This window comes from Pseudomonas sp. NFX71 (assembly GCF_048079215.1).
GTDB classification, from domain to species: domain Bacteria; phylum Pseudomonadota; class Gammaproteobacteria; order Pseudomonadales; family Pseudomonadaceae; genus Aquipseudomonas; species Aquipseudomonas fluorescens_B.
This window is the reverse complement of record NZ_CP182230.1, coordinates 1,449,822-1,466,077: the sequence shown is the minus strand read 5'-3', so window position 1 is coordinate 1,466,077 and position 16,256 is coordinate 1,449,822. Positions and strand designations below refer to the sequence as shown.

Sequence of the window (16,256 nt, the reverse complement as noted above, 5' to 3'; positions counted from 1 at the left end):
CCTGCTAGCGATAGCGGTCGACCCGCCGACGATGATTCAGCGGACCACTGAACAGCGCCGGACCCCACGTGTCGTACCTACATGACACGCCACAGGTTCAGGAGCTTCAATGGACACGCACAAAGACGGCAAGACCCCCGACCTCTCGGCGAAAGAGCAGCACGAAGTCGATAAGAACCAGCCTCCGCGCGCAGCGGTGCTGCACGAAATCATCCGCACCCAGGGCGATCAGGAACTTGAGCGCAGCATCGCCGCGCTCTGGTGGTCGGCGCTGGCCGCCGGCCTGACCATGGGTCTGTCGCTGATGGCCATGGGGTTGCTCAATTCCCGCCTGCCGGACGCCGAAGGTTTCAAGGTCATCGCCAGTTTCGGCTACTGCGCCGGTTTTCTCGCGGTGATCCTCGCCCGCCAGCAGTTGTTCACCGAAAACACCCTGACGGCGGTCCTGCCGATCATGAGCAAGCCCACACTGGCCAACTTCGGCCGCTTGCTTCGGTTGTGGTCGGTGGTGTTGGTGGGCAACCTCTGCGGCACTTTGCTGGTGGCGTATGTGATGCTGCATCTGCCGATCTTCGACAGCAAGACTGACCTGGCTTTCCTCGACATCGGCCGCAAGGTCATGGAAAACGATGCCGGCCAGATGTTCGCCAAGGGCATTGTCTCGGGCTGGATGATCGCCACCATGGTCTGGATGATCCCATCCATGGAAAGCGCCAAGATGTGGATCATCATCCTCATCACCTACTTCATGGCGCTGGGGGACTTCACCCACATCGTGGTCGGTTCAGCCGAGGTTTCATATCTGGTCTTTGCCGGGGAACTGCCGTGGAAGGATTTCTGGCTGGTGTTCGCCGGTCCGACGCTGCTGGGGAATATCATCGGCGGCAGCTTTATTTTTGCACTGATCAGCCATGCGCAGATTCGCAGTGAAAGCGGCGCCCCTAAAGAGAAGAAAAGCGAAGCCCGGCCGACCGCAGACGAGGACGCCAAGCGATGAGGCCGGGCGAGGTATCCACTTGCCCGGCCTGCCGGTGCAGTACGGTTACTTGGCAGGAATCAGCCATGCTCGGGTTTGTTCAACCGTCGTCGAGCTGACAAAACTCGAGAATAGAGAGTTACGCGAGACGTAATTGTCGATTAGCCGTTTGCCTGCTCTCTCCTGATCCTCGGGGGTCTTGGCTTCTCGCAAGTCAATGATTGCCTCTCCTATCAGCTTGACGTTCGAGTCAGGCTGGCCAACACGATACAGGGAGGGAAAGAGCACTTCGCGAATGAAGTTTTCGCTCTTGATTTTGATGTCGCGGATGCTCATTTCCTCGATGGCTTTGGTCATGACAGCAGACTTTTGCCCTGGTGCCCCGGCATCCATGCGTTTGACGGCTTGGAGCAGCTCCATGTAATCCGGGTGGTTTCCATGATTGAGTTTTTTCGCCAGCCAATCGGTTTTTTCCGGTGTGTCGCCGAGCTGATCCAGGGCATTGATCACTGCACGCAGTTCTGGGGTGAGTTCCAGTGTGGCGTTCTTCTTGCCTGGGTCTTCTTTGTCTCTGGCTTTGGAGACGACATCCAGAGCGTGCTTTAAATCAGTCAGCGCCTGTTGAGCTTTCTGCCGGAAACTGATGACCGCTTCACATGATTGATCACTGTTCAGTTCAAGCGCCACCGTATCGAACAATGCATCATCAAGGGCCAGTAGAGCGCTACCAATGGATTTGAAGGTGTACGTTTCGCTGCGGTCATGGCTTTTCAGGTGTTCTTCAACTTTGGAGCGCAGTTTTTCCTGCAGCAGGTTTCTGTGCTCTTTCGGCATGCTGAAGTTGACCGTGCCTCCCAGCAGGGTAGTGAAGTCGCCCTCATCGGTCTTCAGGGGAGCGATCACCGTTTGTCCTTTAAACGCGACGATGCCTTTCTCTTCTTGTGCGTCTCGGGCCGAGTGGTCCACGCCGATGGCCTTGTCGATCGTTCTCGAAAGAAGTGTGCCGCTATCGTTTTTTTTACCGCCATTCTCACTCTCGAATTTGAGAATCAACTGATCTCTTTCGGGAATTGCGCTCATCGGGATTTGAATATCGTATAGATCCAGGACCGGAGTGTTGAGCATGATCCCGCCATCCTGAAAGGAAGTTCGCTCTCCCTCACCCTGGAAGGGCAGACCTTGTTCTGAGGGTGATTGGAAAACGACGGGCAATGAACCTGAAATAAGGGCTGCGTGAGCCACATCCAGATCCGGGGTCAGGCTGGCATTGAACACCACCATTTGCGGGCGCCCGTCGAACATGGCAGTGCCGGTGATGTGCAGTTGCTTGATTTCAGGCATGTCCTTGCTCAGGGTCGCCAGATCACCAAAGGTCACGTAGCGATTGGTTTTTATTTGTTCTACGCAAGCTTTGCTTGCCTCCGAAATTTGCCGCTGATCATCTTTAGGGGCCTGGCTGAAGCGAGACAGGATCGACTCGACCGATTTGTCACGGACCAGTGCCTCCAGTGGCCTGCCTTTGGATTGAAGTCGAGGCAGCAGGTCGAACAGCAGCTGTCCGATTTTGCCAGTCTTGCCCGGGGCCTTTGCGACACCTTTACCAATGGTGGAGCTGAGGTGCTGAATCGGTCCAAGCACCTTGCTTTGGCTGTCGAGCAGCGACACAAGATCGATGTCGTCCAACAGTTTGTCGATTTGCGCGTGTGTCATTCCGCAGGCGAGCACCGCCGCAGTAATGGCGCCTGCCGATGAACCTCGCAGGTTGCTGATTTTGTCCAGATGACCACTTTCTTCCAGTGCTTTTACCGCTCCGGAGAAGGCGACCCCTTTGGCCCCTCCGCCGCTTAGCACAAGGTCTTTGATATCAGGGCGCTTGAGGTCCATTTCGACCACGTCGTTCTCATAACGGCGGATCGAAAGCTCTCGGCCGGTCGACGAGCTCGCCAGCGTTTCGCACAGGCCTTCACCTTTGCACCGGGTGCCTTGCATGAAGTCGCCCCAATCTTCGTCAGAGGGACTTGTCGGTGAACCTTGAGTCGCGTTGTTCAGGCTGCTTGAGGGAGGTGATGAGGAGGGGCGTACGGGGCTGATAACAGTCATGAGTTTCTCTTCCTTTGAGAGCGGTTTCGGAAGCAGCACTTTAGGAGAGGCGAAGGCAGGCGAGAGCACGGTGTATCAATTGGGAACACAAACACGAAGTCGCTTGGTGTCGCGCTCGATTGTGAGTTGAAAGGCTCTGTTTAGGGGATTTCAGGCAGTTTTGGAGGGCGGATAAAATGCCCTGTAGAAAATTCATACAGAGTGCGTCCTGAATGCGTCGAAGTTCCCGGTCGATTTTCTGACGGGTGTCATGAGGTCTGTCCGGTGATTTCATGACCTGCTTGTCAACCCGATACATTGACGACAGCGTTACTGCATTCAATCTGGGAGACCGTTCTCGAGGAGAGCCGGCCGAGGCAGAATTTTTTGGAATTAGTCTGTGCGCAACTGAGTGCGGCGTGGTCGCTTGCAGTATAAACAGCTGCTGACTTATGACGAATCAATTATCTGACCGCTTCCTGCAGGAGCGAGGCTTGCCGGCGATGGCGATTTCAAGAACGCCTTCCACGGCAAACCATGCTCCTGCCAGGTGAGGATGATGAACAAAAGGAGCGTGCCGTGCTTGCGACGGCTTTGGTGTTGGTGGCGGCGTTGCTGCATGCGGCGTGGAATACGCTGATCAAGTTCAGCGCGGAACGGTTGTTGGTCGTGGCTTGCATGGACAGCGTGGCGATGTTGTTTGTCGCCCTGATGCTGCCTTTCGTGGCGTTACCGCCGATTGAAATCTGGCCGTGGATCCTGGCGTCGGCGGCGTTCGAGTTGCTCTATCGCTATTTGCTGATTAAGGCTTATCGGGTCGGTGATCTGGGGCTGGTCTATCCATTGATGCGCGGACTGTCGCCGCTGGTGGTGCTGGCCCTGACGCTGATCTTTGCCGGAGAAGTGCTGACCCATCAGCAGATCTTCGGAATCCTGCTGATCCCGTTCGGCATGCTGTGTTTGCTGTGGCAGGGCGGTGGCGGCGCGCGTTTGCCTTGGTCGATGCTGCCGGTGGTAGCACTGATCGGTCTGTGCATCGGCTGCTACACCTTTATCGATGGCCAGGCGCTGCGGCGTTGGTCGCATCCGCTGGATTACCTGGTCTGGGTGACGTTGCTCAGCGCCTGGCCGTTTCCGTTGCTCGCACTGGTGCGCAAGCGACCGGCGTTCATGCTGTTCTGGCGTGAACAGTGGCAGCTGGGATTGGCGGTCGGGTTTTGCGTGTTGTTCAGCTACGCTCTGGTGCTGTGGGCGATGCAGCTGGGGTCGATAGCCGAAGCAGCGGCATTGCGCGAGATCAGCGTGATCCTGGTGGTGCTGTTTGGCATGCGCTACCTGAAAGAACCTTTCGGCCGGCCTCGGCTCCTGGCCTGTGGGCTGGTGTTGATCGGTATATTGGTGATGAAGTTTTGACTGGCTCACTGTCGACGAGAGCTCGACGCATGAAACTTGAAGAAGGGATGACTTTATGACGGTTGCTTTGTGGTGCATTTTGATCGCGATTTTCCTGCCTTACCTGTGCACGGTCGTGGCCAAGATCAGTGGCGGTTACAGGCTGGACGACAACCATGATCCCCGGGATTTTCTTGATTCACTGGAAGGTTTGGGCAGGCGCGCGAATGCGGCGCAACTGAACAGTTTTGAAATCTTCCCGGCGTTCGCTGCGGCGGTGATCGTGGCGCACCTGGCTGGCAATGCCGAGCTGGTGACCATCAATGTGCTGTCGGTCTTATTTATCACCAGCCGGTTGCTGTACATCATTTGTTACCTGGCGGACTGGCATATCTTGCGGTCGTTGGTGTGGTTTGTGGGGCTGGGGTTGATCATCAGTTTATTTGTGGTTTCTGTCTAAGAGCAAAAGATCGCAGGCTGCCCAGCGCCTACATTGGCCGGGTTCACCGCTACATGGCGGATGAGCATTGATCCATGCAGGCGCTGGCGCAGCCTGCGATCTTTGACTTTAGAGCTTGTCGGCCACCTGAGGCACTTGCGGCAATGCCGCGCCTTTGGGCCATAACATCCAGATTTGCCCCTGTTGTTTCATGTCGCCGGCCAATTGCCCGGCCGCTTCTCCGGTTCCCCAGAACAGGTCGGCCCGAACTTCACCGGCAATCGCGCCGCCAGTGTCCTGGGCGGCCACCGGGCGAACCAGCGGCGTGCCGTCCGGCCGCGTCGTGGATAACCACATCAGACTGCCCAGTGGAATCACTTTGCGGTCCACGGCGGCGCTATAGCCTGCGGTCAACGGAACATTCAGCGAGCCGCGAGGGCCTTCGTTGCTGTCGGGGTTGCGGGTAAAGAACACATAGCTGGGATTGCTGCCGAGCAGTTCCGGAATGCGCGTCGGATTGGCCTTGGCCCAGTTGCTGATCGCACCCATGGTCACGTCTTCTTTTTTCAGTTCACCTTGTTCCACCAGCCAGCGGCCGATCGGCCGATAGGGATGGCCGTTCTGGTCGGCGTACGCGATGCGCAGCTGGCGGCCGTCACTGAGCTGGATGCGACCCGAGCCCTGGATTTGCAGGAACTGCAGGTTCATCGGGTCGGTCAGCCATGCCACCACCGGCGCCTTGACTCCTTTGTTTTCGATCGTTGCCGCATCGTCGTACGGCTTGAGCACGCGGCCTTCGAGCCGTCCGCGCAGGCGTTTGCCTTTGAGCTCCGGGTAGATGCTGTCCAGGGAGACGATGATCATGTCCTCTGGAACCCCATACACCGGAATGTTCGCCACGGCGGTTTGGGTCAGGCTGCCGGGGTAGACCGGCTCGTAGTAACCGGTGATCAAGCCGTCGGGATTGTCGTTGGCGGCGCGCAGGCCGTAGACATCGAGGTTCTGTTTGAGGAAGCCGCGGATGTCGGTGGCAGTTTGCGGCACATTGGCGGCTGCGGCGCAGGTTGGGCCCCACACCGGATCGGCCTTGAGTCGGGTACAGGCGCTGCGCCACGAACCGAAACCGGCGATCAGATCGTTATCGGACACTGCAGGCAGCGCTTCCCAGGTGGCGCTGGAATAAGTCGCCAGTGCGTGGGTTTTTGGTTTGTTGTTGTCACCACCGGTGCAGCCTGCGAGCACGGCCACTATCGGGAGAGTCCAGGCGAGGCGATGACGCCAGGCCTTGAAACGGCTGTTCATGGAGTAATTCCTTTGCCGGTTGCGCGAGTGCTCACTGCGCTCGCACAACCCGTATTGATATTAGGGCTATTGGTGTTTGTCGATGACGCGAGGATACTGGCCGCCGTTTCCCGTGACCTGAAGCCACCATGACATTTAAAAGACTTTCCGTTGTATTGCTGGCCTGCCTGACGTTGTCTGCGTGTGGCGGTGTCGACCCGAACTCGCCACTGGGCCAGCGCAAGGCGATCTTCAAGCAAATGCTCAAGACCGGCGAAGACCTGGGCGGCATGTTGCGCGGCCGCATTCCATTCGACGGTCCGAAGTTCGCTGAGGGCGCCATCAAGCTCGATGCGCTGTCCCATGAACCGTGGAAGCATTTTCCACAGGTGCGCGAAGAAGATCACACCAGTGCCAAGAGCGATGTCTGGCAGAAACAGGCACGCTTTCAGGAAATGGCCCGCACCCTTGAAACCAGCACCGGTGAATTGGTGATTGCCAGCAAGGTCCAGCCTTACAAGGCCAGTAACCTCGGGCCGGCGGTGCAGAAAGTCGAAGATGCCTGCAGTGCGTGCCATAAAGAGTTTCGGGATCATTGATTCTCGGATGTGACTGGGTGGTGCTTGCTGCGCAACGGTGGCGAGGGAGCTTGCTCCCGCTGGGCGGCGAAGCGGCCCCAAAACCATTCGACCGAGTTTCGTCAGCTGTATTCTGCGTGCCGGATTGCGACGGCTTCGCCGCCGAACGGGAGCAAGCTCCCTCGCCACAACAGTTCGCTCGCTAATCCGGTGGATTACTTGTCCAGCTCGTCGAGCGCGTCCTGCAATGCCTTGCGGGACTCGGCGAGTTTGTCTTTGCGCTTGTTGATCTTCTCTGGGTCGCCTTTCTTCATGGCTTTGTCCAGGTCGGCCTGACGCTGACTGACTTCATGCTTGGCGTCGAGGACCTTGTTCTCCCGTTCCTTTTTCAGCGAGGCGTCAGTGCAATGAGCGGTGACTTCGCTCAGGGCGGTTTCCAGGCCAGCCTGCTGATCGGCGTTGCCGTGGGACTTGGCCAGTTCGATCTGATTGATGATGCCCTGTTTCTTGGCGGCGCAACCGGTCAGCCCCGGGGCCTCTTCGGCGGCCATCAGTGGAGCGGCCATCACACCGCATAGAGTCAGCAGGACGAGCGGTGAAAGAAATTTCATAAAAGCTCCATGTACAAAGTGCAAATCGGATCGATAGGGCGGTGGGCGTTTGAGCCCATTGGCACCTTTGGGTTCCCGGGTGGGCGAGCATCGGCGGTCGCTAAAACCCGTCGATTCCCGCCGCACGTAATGTGTCACTCAAGGCCAGGACCTGCGGGTCGCGGAAAAATGCGCTCAGTTGCGCCGCACGTCCCGGGCCGATACCGGCCTCTGCCTGCCATTGTCCGGTGTTTCGTTGTGCCAGTGCCTGCCATGAATCAGCCAACGGCGCCTGGCCGGTCGGTGGTAATCCCAGGGCTTTGAGCCAGCGAATGAAAGGGCGTTGGCGGGCGCTGTTGAAACTGTTTAAAAGACGAGTCGTGCTGCGCTCGCCGAAGCCGTCAATGTTAGCAAGCTCTTGAGCATCGAGGGTCAACCAATCCAGCAGGCCGTTCAGGCGGCCTGTTTCGAGAAGTTTCTCCCAGGTGCCGGGGCCGACATGAGGCAAGGCCAGCCCTTGCTTGCCACTGAGCCAGGCCAGTCGCGCGAGGAATTGGCTTTCGCAGCCAGGCGTCGGCTGCCAGCAACTCAACGGATGAAAGTCTGCCGCTAACGGTATGTTTAATTCGGCGCGTTCGGCGGCGCGCAGAACCACGCCGTCGAGCCTGGGAATGGTCAATCCCGCCAGGCTGACGGACACCTGATCGCCGGGGCGGATATCCAGTTCCTCCCAGCGTCGCAGGGAGCTGACGCTCACGCGTTTGATCTGCCGGTCATCGAGTGTCACCGGTTTCAGCTCCAGCACCGGTGTGATCCGTCCGGTGCGACCGACCTTGAAATCGACTTTTCGCACCTCGGTCAGCGCCTGGGCAAAGGGGTATTTCCAGGCGATGGCCCAGTACGGTGTTTTCGCCTGCCAGCGCGCGGCTGAGGGGCGCTGGCTCTGGCGCAGGACGACACCGTCGCTGGCAAAGGGTAATGGCGAGCGGTACCAGTGGTCGCGCCAGTGTTCGGCGTCGGCGAATGTCTGGATCGGCTGACTGTAAGGCACCGTGCCCGGCAGCCCCAGTTCATCCAGCAGCGCGACACGGGCGGGCAGGCTGGCGGGCCCTTGCGGCCAATCCCAGATAAACAGCCCGATACCAGCGGCTTGCTCGGGGGCGAGTTCCTTGCGGGCCATCAGGCCGGCCACCGTCGAACGGGCATTGAGACTGCCGACCTTGGCTTGTACATGGCCGGTCAGGCGCCAGAAGAGTTCGCCTTGCACGAGCAAATCCACGGGTTGCGCCAGTTGTCGTGGGATAACGGGGATCAGTCGCGCCGGGGCCGTCCAGTCCTGACCGTTCACGCCGTCACCGCGACTGATCGCCTGATGCAGTACGCCGTTGCGATAGATCAGTGTCACGGCTACGCCGTCGACCTTGGGTTGAATCCAGATGTCCTTGCGATCGCGCAGCCAAGCCTCGACCGCGCGACCATCGCGAAGTTTTTCCAGGCCCGTGTGAGCAATGGGGTGGGCGATCTTGCCGCCTGCCGTGCGCAAAGGTTCGGGCGCCGGACCCGCGTTAAAGCACTCACGCCAATCGGCCAGCCGTGCACGGGACTGGTCGTAGAGTTCGTCGGCGATCAATGAGCGTCCGTTGTGGTGGTAGCTGTGGTCCCAAAGGTCGATCTGTTTTTGCAGGGTAGTGATTTCGTCCAGAGCCCTGGCGGGTGGCCAGTCGGGGCAATCGGCAGCGTTTGAGATTGAGCAGACCAGGGTCAGGAGGAAAATGGAAAACAGGCGCAGAAGCATGGTGAGCGTCCTTGCTCAAGTGGAATGCTTGAAGGCTAGTCACTTATTGTCAGGCGGGAAGGGCGGGTGTTTTGCCTTGTATTTCCGGGTGACTGGGCTGGCCTCATCGCGAGCAGGCTCGCTCCCACATTGGAATGCATTTCCCTGTGGGAGCGAGCCTGCTCGCGATGGCGGCGACACGGCGCAAAGCGAAAGGCAATAAAAAGCCCCGCACGGCGAACCGTGCAGGGCTTTTGGTACCGCCGGGGAAGTCTTACAGGCCGGCAGCCGAACGCAGGTCGTCGGCGCGGTCGGTTTTTTCCCAGGTGAACGTGGTGAAGGTGTCTTCGCCGACGGTCTTGGTGGCCGGGGTGCGACCGAAGTGGCCGTACGCAGCGGTTTCCTGGTACATCGGGTGCAGCAGGTCGAGCATGGTGGTGATTGCGTATGGACGCAGGTCGAACACTTCGCGAACCAGTTTGACGATTTTGTCGTCGCTGATTTTGCCGGTGCCGAAGGTGTTCAACGAGATCGAAGTCGGTTGAGCAACACCGATCGCGTAGGAAACCTGAATCTCGCAACGCTCGGCCAGGCCGGCAGCGACGATGTTCTTGGCTACGTAACGACCGGCGTAGGCAGCCGAACGGTCAACCTTCGATGGATCTTTACCGGAGAACGCGCCGCCGCCGTGACGGGCCATGCCGCCGTAGCTGTCGACGATGATCTTGCGACCGGTCAGGCCGCAGTCACCTACCGGGCCACCGATGATGAACTGGCCGGTCGGGTTGATGTGGAACTGGGTGTCCTTGGTCAGCAGTTCGGCAGGCAGCACGTGCTTGACGATCAGCTCCATCACGCCTTCGCGCAGGTCTTTGTAGGACACTTCAGGGTTGTGCTGGGTCGACAGTACAACGGCGTCGATACCGACAACCTTGCCGCCTTCGTAACGGCAAGTCACTTGCGACTTGGCGTCCGGGCGCAGCCAAGGCAGCAGGCCGGATTTACGGGCTTCGGCCTGCCGTTGCACAAGCTGGTGCGAGAAGGTGATCGGTGCTGGCATCAGCACGTCGGTTTCGTTGCTCGCGTAGCCGAACATCAGGCCCTGGTCGCCGGCACCCTGATCTTCAGGCTTGGCACGGTCGACACCCTGGTTGATGTCAGGGGACTGCTTGCCGATGATGTTCATCACGCCACAAGTGGCGCCGTCGAAGCCGACATCGGAGCTGTTATAGCCGATGTCCAGAATGACGTTACGCACGATTTCTTCCAGGTCGACCCAGGCCGACGTGGTGACTTCACCGGCGATGATTGCCACGCCGGTTTTCACCAGCGTCTCGCACGCCACACGGGCGAACTTGTCTTCAGCAATGATGGCGTCCAGCACCGCATCGGAAATCTGGTCGGCGATTTTGTCCGGATGCCCTTCGGACACGGACTCGGAGGTGAAGAGGGAGTATTCGCTCATCTCGATTTTTTCCTGAATTTACCGATGGTGAGTGTCGCCAGTCGGCCGCTGAAAGTGGCGGACCTGAATCTGGAAACCATTACGTAAGCCTACATAGAGGCTTTCCCCGGGAACGAGTCCCGCAGCGGTGGCCCAACGGGCCAGATCGTCCTGTTCAAACCCCAACCAGAGATCACCGCAGGCCTCCCTGGCCCAACTCTGGTTGTGGCTACATAACTCTGTCACGAGCAGGCTACCGCCCGGTTGCAGCAAGTCGGCCATGTGCTTGAGTGCATCGGCCGGCGCGGCAAAGTGGTGCAGCACCATGTTCAGTACAACGCAATCAGCCTTGAGGCTGACGCCATTCAATGCATCGGCCAGTTGCAGGCTGACGTTAGCCAGCGCTTCACGTTCGCAGACCTGGCGCGCCAGTTCGAGCATCGCCGCGCTGTTGTCCAGTGCCGTGACGTGAGTGAAGCGGCGTGCCAGTTCAGGCAGAAAAGCGCCGTCACCTGGGCCGACTTCAATGGCCGTGGCCCCTTCACTGAAGCTCAGTTTGTCGAGCAACGCCACCACGCTTTCGCGGTACTGCGGCAAGCCGGCAATCAAGTCTTGCTGGGCGCGAAACTTCTCCGCGACCCGTGAGAAAAAGTCCTGGCTGGCCGCCGCCCGTTGCCCGTGGACCTGACCGATCCGCGACTGCACATCGGCCGGCAGGGTCAGGTTGTCCACTTCTTCGAGCAGCGCGGCGTGCAACTTGCCGCCCAGCAGATCGGTGTGGGGCAGGGCGCGACGGTAAAAAATCGCATTGCCTTCACGGCGCGTTGCCACCAGGTCGGCCTGGGCCAGCACCTTGAGGTGATGACTCATGCCCGACTGGCCGATGCCGAAGATCTGCGCCAGTTCCAGTACGCCAAACGAATCGTTGGCCAGCGCGCGCAATACATTCAGCCGCAGAGGATCGCCGCCGGCCTTGCACAGGGCCGCCAGCTCATCGCACTCGTCATGTTGAATGGAAGGCACGCGTAAATTCATAGGGCCAGCAGTCTAGTGATGGTCAGAAATCCCCGCAAGAGCAATATCAAAAAGTTTTGATATTGCTCGATAGATGGCACTTCTCGTGGAAAGGGTCACTCTACAAATCGTCAGCGGAAAGGTTTCACCAGGCGAATGCGACTTTATCCACCGGAAAAACGCCTTCAGATGATTATCTGTCATTGCCCCGAGGCGGGTCGGTGAGGGAAAATGCTCGCCTTTTTTCCGTTTCGTTTTATTCACTCTCGATTCAATATCCGCAGGAGAACAGCGATGCCCAGCCGTCGTGAGCGTGCCAACGCCATTCGTGCCCTCAGCATGGATGCCGTGCAAAAAGCCAACAGCGGCCATCCCGGTGCCCCTATGGGTATGGCAGATATCGCCGAAGTACTTTGGCGTGACTACCTGAAGCACAACCCGAGCAATCCATCGTTCGCCGACCGTGACCGCTTCGTGCTGTCCAACGGTCACGGTTCGATGCTGATCTACTCGCTGCTGCACCTGACCGGCTACGACCTGTCGATCGATGACCTGAAAAACTTCCGCCAGCTGCACAGCCGCACCCCGGGCCACCCGGAATTCGGCTACACCCCTGGCGTGGAAACCACCACCGGTCCACTGGGCCAGGGCCTGGCCAACGCCGTGGGTTTCGCCCTGGCAGAAAAAGTCCTGGCGGCGCAGTTCAACCGTCCGGGCCACAATGTCGTCGATCACCACACCTACGTGTTCCTCGGTGATGGCTGCATGATGGAAGGCATTTCCCACGAAGTCGGCTCCCTGGCCGGTACCTTGGGCCTCGGTAAACTGATCGCCTTCTACGATGACAACGGAATCTCCATCGACGGTGAAGTCGAAGGCTGGTTCACCGACGACACCCCTAAGCGTTTCGAAGCCTATAACTGGCAGGTGATCCGCAACGTCGACGGTCATGATCCGGAAGAGATCAAGATTGCCATCGAGACTGCTCGCAAAAGCGCGCAGCCAACCCTGATCTGCTGCAAGACCACCATCGGTTTCGGTTCGCCGAACAAGCAAGGTAAAGAAGATTGCCACGGCGCCCCATTGGGTGACGCGGAGATCGCTCTGACCCGCGCGGCGTTGAAGTGGAACCACGGTCCGTTCGAAATCCCGGCCGACATCTATGCCGAGTGGGACGCCAAGGAAGCCGGCCGCGCCGTTGAAGCCGAGTGGGATCAGCGTTTCGCTGCCTATTCCGCGGCTTTCCCTGAGCTGGCCAACGAGCTGATCCGTCGCCTGAGCGGCGAACTGCCGGCCGACTTCGCTGAAAAAGCGTCTGCCTATATTGCTGAAGTCGCGGCCAAGGGCGAAACCATCGCCAGCCGTAAGGCCAGCCAGAACGCCCTGAACGCCTACGGCCCGATGCTGCCGGAATTCCTCGGCGGTTCCGCGGACCTGGCCGGTTCCAACCTGACCCTGTGGAAAGGTTGCAAAGGTGTCACCGCCGAAGACGCCAGCGGCAACTACGTGTACTACGGCGTCCGCGAATTCGGCATGAGCGCGATCATGAACGGCGTGGCCTTGCACGGCGGTCTTGTGCCTTACGGCGCGACCTTCCTGATGTTCATGGAATACGCCCGCAACGCCGTGCGCATGGCCTCGCTGATGAAGAAGCGCGTGCTGTTCGTCTACACCCACGACTCCATCGGTCTGGGCGAAGACGGCCCGACTCACCAGCCGATCGAGCAACTGACCAGCCTGCGCAGCACGCCGAACCTCGACACCTGGCGTCCAGCCGATGCCGTTGAATCGGCAGTGGCCTGGAAGTTCGCCCTGGAACGTAACGACGGTCCTTCGGCCTTGATCTTCTCGCGTCAGAACCTGCAGCACCAAACCCGCAACGCGATCCAGATCGAAGAGATCTCCCGTGGCGGTTACGTGCTGAAGGACTGCGCAGGCGAGCCTGAGCTGATCCTGATCGCCACCGGTTCGGAAGTGGGTCTGGCGGTTCAGGCTTACGACAAGCTGACCGAGCAAGGTCGCAAGGTGCGCGTTGTCTCGATGCCTTGCACCAGCGTGTTCGATGCGCAAGACGCCGACTACAAGCAATCGGTTCTGCCGTTGCAGGTCAGCGCCCGTATCGCCATCGAAGCCGCTCATGCGGACTACTGGTACAAATACGTGGGCCTGGAAGGCCGCGTCATCGGCATGACCACCTACGGCGAGTCGGCGCCTGCGCCTGCCTTGTTCGAAGAGTTCGGCTTCACCCTGGAAAACATCCTGGGTCAGGCTGAAGAGCTGCTGGAAGACTGATCCAGAAGTTGCGTCGTCCGGACTGCCGCCTTCGCGAGCAAACCCGCTCCCACATTGGAATGCATTCCCCTGTGGGAGCGGGCTTGCTCGCGAAGACGGTGGTTCGGTCCACGTTGCAATAACGGATTCACCACGGTAATCGAGAACCCCATGCCTCAACCGCGTCCCTACAAAGTTGCACTCAACGGCTACGGCCGGATTGGTCGTTGCGTCTTGCGTGCGTTGTTCGAGCGAGGCGAGAAGGCCGGGTTTGAGATTGTCGCGATCAACGATCTGGCGGACATGGCCAGCATCGAATACCTGACACGCTTCGACTCCACGCACGGGCGTTTTCCCGGCGAGGTGAAGGTCGAGGGCGATTGTCTGCATATTAATGGCGACTGCGTGAAGGTCCTGCGCAGTGCCACCCCCGAAGGCATCGATTGGGCATCGCTCGGCGTCGATCTGGTGCTGGAGTGCTCCGGCGCTTACCACACTCGCGAAGACGGTCAGCGTTTCCTCGACGCCGGCGCCCCGCGCGTGTTGTTTTCCCAGCCGATGGCCAGCGAGGCGGATGTCGACGCCACCATCGTCTACGGCGTGAACCAGGATTGCCTCACCGGCGATGAGCTGCTGGTGTCCAACGCGTCCTGCACCACCAACTGCGGCGTGCCGCTGTTGCGCCTGCTGGATCAGGCCATTGGTCTGGAATACGTGTCGATCACCACCATCCACTCGGCGATGAACGATCAGCCCGTCATTGACGCCTATCATCACGAAGACCTGCGCCGCACCCGTTCGGCGTTTCAGTCGGTGATTCCGGTGTCCACTGGTCTGGCGCGCGGCATCGAACGCCTGTTGCCGGAACTTGCCGGGCGAATTCAGGCCAAAGCCGTGCGTGTGCCGACGGTGAACGTGTCTTGCCTCGACATTACGATGCAGACCGTGAGCGACACCGACGCTACCGAGGTCAACCGGATTCTGCGCGAGGCTGCCAGCAGCGGCCCGCTCAAAGGCCTGCTGGCCTACACCGAGCTGCCCCACGCAAGCTGTGATTTCAACCATGACCCACATTCGGCGATCGTCGATGCCAGTCAGACCCGAGTTTCCGGCCCGCGGCTGGTGAACATCCTGGCCTGGTTCGACAACGAATGGGGTTTTGCCAACCGAATGCTGGACGTTGCAGAACACTATCTGCAAACAGCGACTTCAAAAAAACCGTAGGAAGTGCGACCCATGACCGTGTTGAAGATGTCCGACCTCGATCTGCAAGGTAAGCGCGTATTGATCCGCGAAGACCTCAACGTCCCAGTCAAGGACGGTGTAGTCACCAGCGATGCGCGTATCCTGGCTTCGCTGCCGACCATCAAGCTGGCCCTGGAAAAAGGCGCGGCCGTCATGGTCTGCTCGCACCTTGGCCGTCCGACCGAAGGCGAATTCTCGGCCGAGAACAGCCTCAAGCCAGTCGCCGACTACCTGAGCAAGGCCTTGGGCCGCGAAGTGCCGCTGGTTGCCGATTACCTGGGCGGCGTTGACGTGAAGGCCGGCGACATCGTCCTGTTCGAAAACGTGCGCTTCAACAAAGGCGAGAAAAAGAACGCTGACGAACTGGCCCAGCAATATGCCGCCCTGTGCGACGTGTTCGTGATGGACGCCTTCGGCACCGCTCACCGCGCCGAGGGTTCGACCCATGGCGTGGCCAAGTTCGCCAAAGTCGCTGCCGCTGGCCCGCTGCTGGCCGCTGAACTAGACGCACTGGGTAAAGCCCTCGGCGCCCCGGCCCAGCCAATGGCGGCCATCGTTGCCGGTTCCAAGGTCTCGACCAAACTCGACGTGCTGAACAGCCTGAGCCAGATCTGCAACCAGCTGATCGTCGGCGGTGGCATTGCCAACACGTTCCTGGCCGCTGCCGGTCATCCGGTCGGCAAATCCCTGTACGAGCCGGACCTGCTGGACACTGCCCGCGAAATCGCCGCCAAGGTCAGCGTGCCGCTGCCGGTGGACGTTGTCGTCGCCAAGGAGTTCGCTGAAAGCGCCACCGCGACCGTCAAGCTGATCGACGACGTTGCGGCAGACGACATGATCCTGGACATCGGCCCACAGACCGCGGCGAATTTCGCCGAGCTGTTGAAGTCGTCCAAGACCATTCTGTGGAACGGCCCGGTCGGCGTGTTCGAATTCGACCAGTTCGGTAACGGCACCAAAGTGCTGGCCCAGGCCATCGCGGAAAGCTCGGCGTTCTCCATCGCGGGCGGCGGCGACACCCTGGCGGCCATCGACAAATATGGCGTCGCGGATCAGATCTCCTACATTTCTACCGGTGGTGGCGCATTCCTCGAATTCGTCGAAGGTAAGGTGTTGCCGGCGGTTGAAGTCCTGGAAAGTCGGGCCAAGGGCTGAGGTCGCTGATTTGACCAG

At 59.5% G+C, this 16,256-nt stretch carries 13 protein-coding genes; 7 read left to right on the top strand and 6 right to left on the bottom strand.

Annotated features, from left to right (window positions below; all coding sequences use genetic code 11):
• Nucleotides 1–109: 109 nt before the first annotated feature.
• Nucleotides 110–997, top strand: a complete 888-nt coding sequence (locus ACM1ZW_RS06755) for a formate/nitrite transporter family protein (protein ID WP_017341237.1) — start codon at nt 110–112, stop codon at nt 995–997.
• Between the two features lie 45 nt (nt 998–1,042).
• Here ACM1ZW_RS06755 and ACM1ZW_RS06750 read toward each other — a convergent pair whose 3' ends face one another.
• The gene (locus ACM1ZW_RS06750) at nt 1,043–3,076 is read right to left on the bottom strand and encodes a patatin-like phospholipase family protein (RefSeq protein WP_414880175.1); all 2,034 of its coding nucleotides are present in this window, start codon (nt 3,074–3,076) and stop codon (nt 1,043–1,045) included.
• Nucleotides 3,077–3,634: 558 nt separating this feature from the next.
• On the opposite strand from ACM1ZW_RS06750, the gene ACM1ZW_RS06745 reads away from it, so the two are divergent.
• A complete protein-coding gene (locus ACM1ZW_RS06745) occupies nt 3,635–4,468 on the top strand; it encodes a DMT family transporter (protein ID WP_017341235.1) in 834 nt (277 codons plus the stop codon).
• 55 nt (nt 4,469–4,523) lie between these two features.
• Entirely contained in the window at nt 4,524–4,907 is a 384-nt protein-coding gene (locus tag ACM1ZW_RS06740) for an MAPEG family protein (protein ID WP_017341234.1), read from the top strand.
• A 108-nt stretch (nt 4,908–5,015) separates the two neighbouring features.
• Here the strand turns inward: ACM1ZW_RS06740 and ACM1ZW_RS06735 are convergent, their stop codons facing one another.
• The gene (locus ACM1ZW_RS06735; RefSeq protein WP_017341233.1) at nt 5,016–6,188 is read right to left on the bottom strand and encodes a murein transglycosylase A; all 1,173 of its coding nucleotides are present in this window, start codon (nt 6,186–6,188) and stop codon (nt 5,016–5,018) included.
• A 128-nt stretch (nt 6,189–6,316) separates the two neighbouring features.
• On the opposite strand from ACM1ZW_RS06735, the gene ACM1ZW_RS06730 reads away from it, so the two are divergent.
• The gene (locus tag ACM1ZW_RS06730) at nt 6,317–6,766 is read left to right on the top strand and encodes a c-type cytochrome (RefSeq protein ID WP_017341232.1); all 450 of its coding nucleotides are present in this window, start codon (nt 6,317–6,319) and stop codon (nt 6,764–6,766) included.
• Nucleotides 6,767–6,960: 194 nt separating this feature from the next.
• Here ACM1ZW_RS06730 and ACM1ZW_RS06725 read toward each other — a convergent pair whose 3' ends face one another.
• The 4 genes from ACM1ZW_RS06725 to ACM1ZW_RS06710 form a co-directional block, all read right to left on the bottom strand.
• The gene (locus ACM1ZW_RS06725) at nt 6,961–7,356 is read right to left on the bottom strand and encodes a DUF1090 domain-containing protein (protein WP_017341231.1); all 396 of its coding nucleotides are present in this window, start codon (nt 7,354–7,356) and stop codon (nt 6,961–6,963) included.
• A gap of 100 nt (nt 7,357–7,456) precedes the next feature.
• Nucleotides 7,457–9,130, bottom strand: coding sequence for an NAD-dependent DNA ligase LigB (gene ligB, locus ACM1ZW_RS06720; protein ID WP_416740342.1), 1,674 nt, complete (start codon nt 9,128–9,130; stop codon nt 7,457–7,459).
• A gap of 253 nt (nt 9,131–9,383) precedes the next feature.
• Nucleotides 9,384–10,574 (bottom strand): methionine adenosyltransferase, encoded by a 1,191-nt coding sequence (gene metK, locus ACM1ZW_RS06715; protein WP_008033298.1) that lies wholly within the window; start codon nt 10,572–10,574, stop codon nt 9,384–9,386.
• An 18-nt stretch (nt 10,575–10,592) separates the two neighbouring features.
• Complete coding sequence (locus ACM1ZW_RS06710; RefSeq protein WP_017341229.1) at nt 10,593–11,588, bottom strand: ArsR/SmtB family transcription factor; 996 nt, start codon at nt 11,586–11,588, stop codon at nt 10,593–10,595.
• 273 nt (nt 11,589–11,861) lie between these two features.
• On the opposite strand from ACM1ZW_RS06710, the gene tkt reads away from it, so the two are divergent.
• The 3 genes from tkt (at nt 11,862) to ACM1ZW_RS06695 (ending at nt 16,238) form a co-directional block, all read left to right on the top strand.
• Nucleotides 11,862–13,859, top strand: a complete 1,998-nt coding sequence (gene tkt / locus ACM1ZW_RS06705) for a transketolase (protein WP_017341228.1) — start codon at nt 11,862–11,864, stop codon at nt 13,857–13,859.
• Between the two features lie 150 nt (nt 13,860–14,009).
• Nucleotides 14,010–15,062, top strand: a complete 1,053-nt coding sequence (epd, locus tag ACM1ZW_RS06700) for an erythrose-4-phosphate dehydrogenase (protein ID WP_017341227.1) — start codon at nt 14,010–14,012, stop codon at nt 15,060–15,062.
• Nucleotides 15,063–15,074: 12 nt separating this feature from the next.
• Complete coding sequence (locus tag ACM1ZW_RS06695) at nt 15,075–16,238, top strand: phosphoglycerate kinase (RefSeq protein ID WP_017341226.1); 1,164 nt, start codon at nt 15,075–15,077, stop codon at nt 16,236–16,238.
• Nucleotides 16,239–16,256 lie beyond the last annotated feature (18 nt).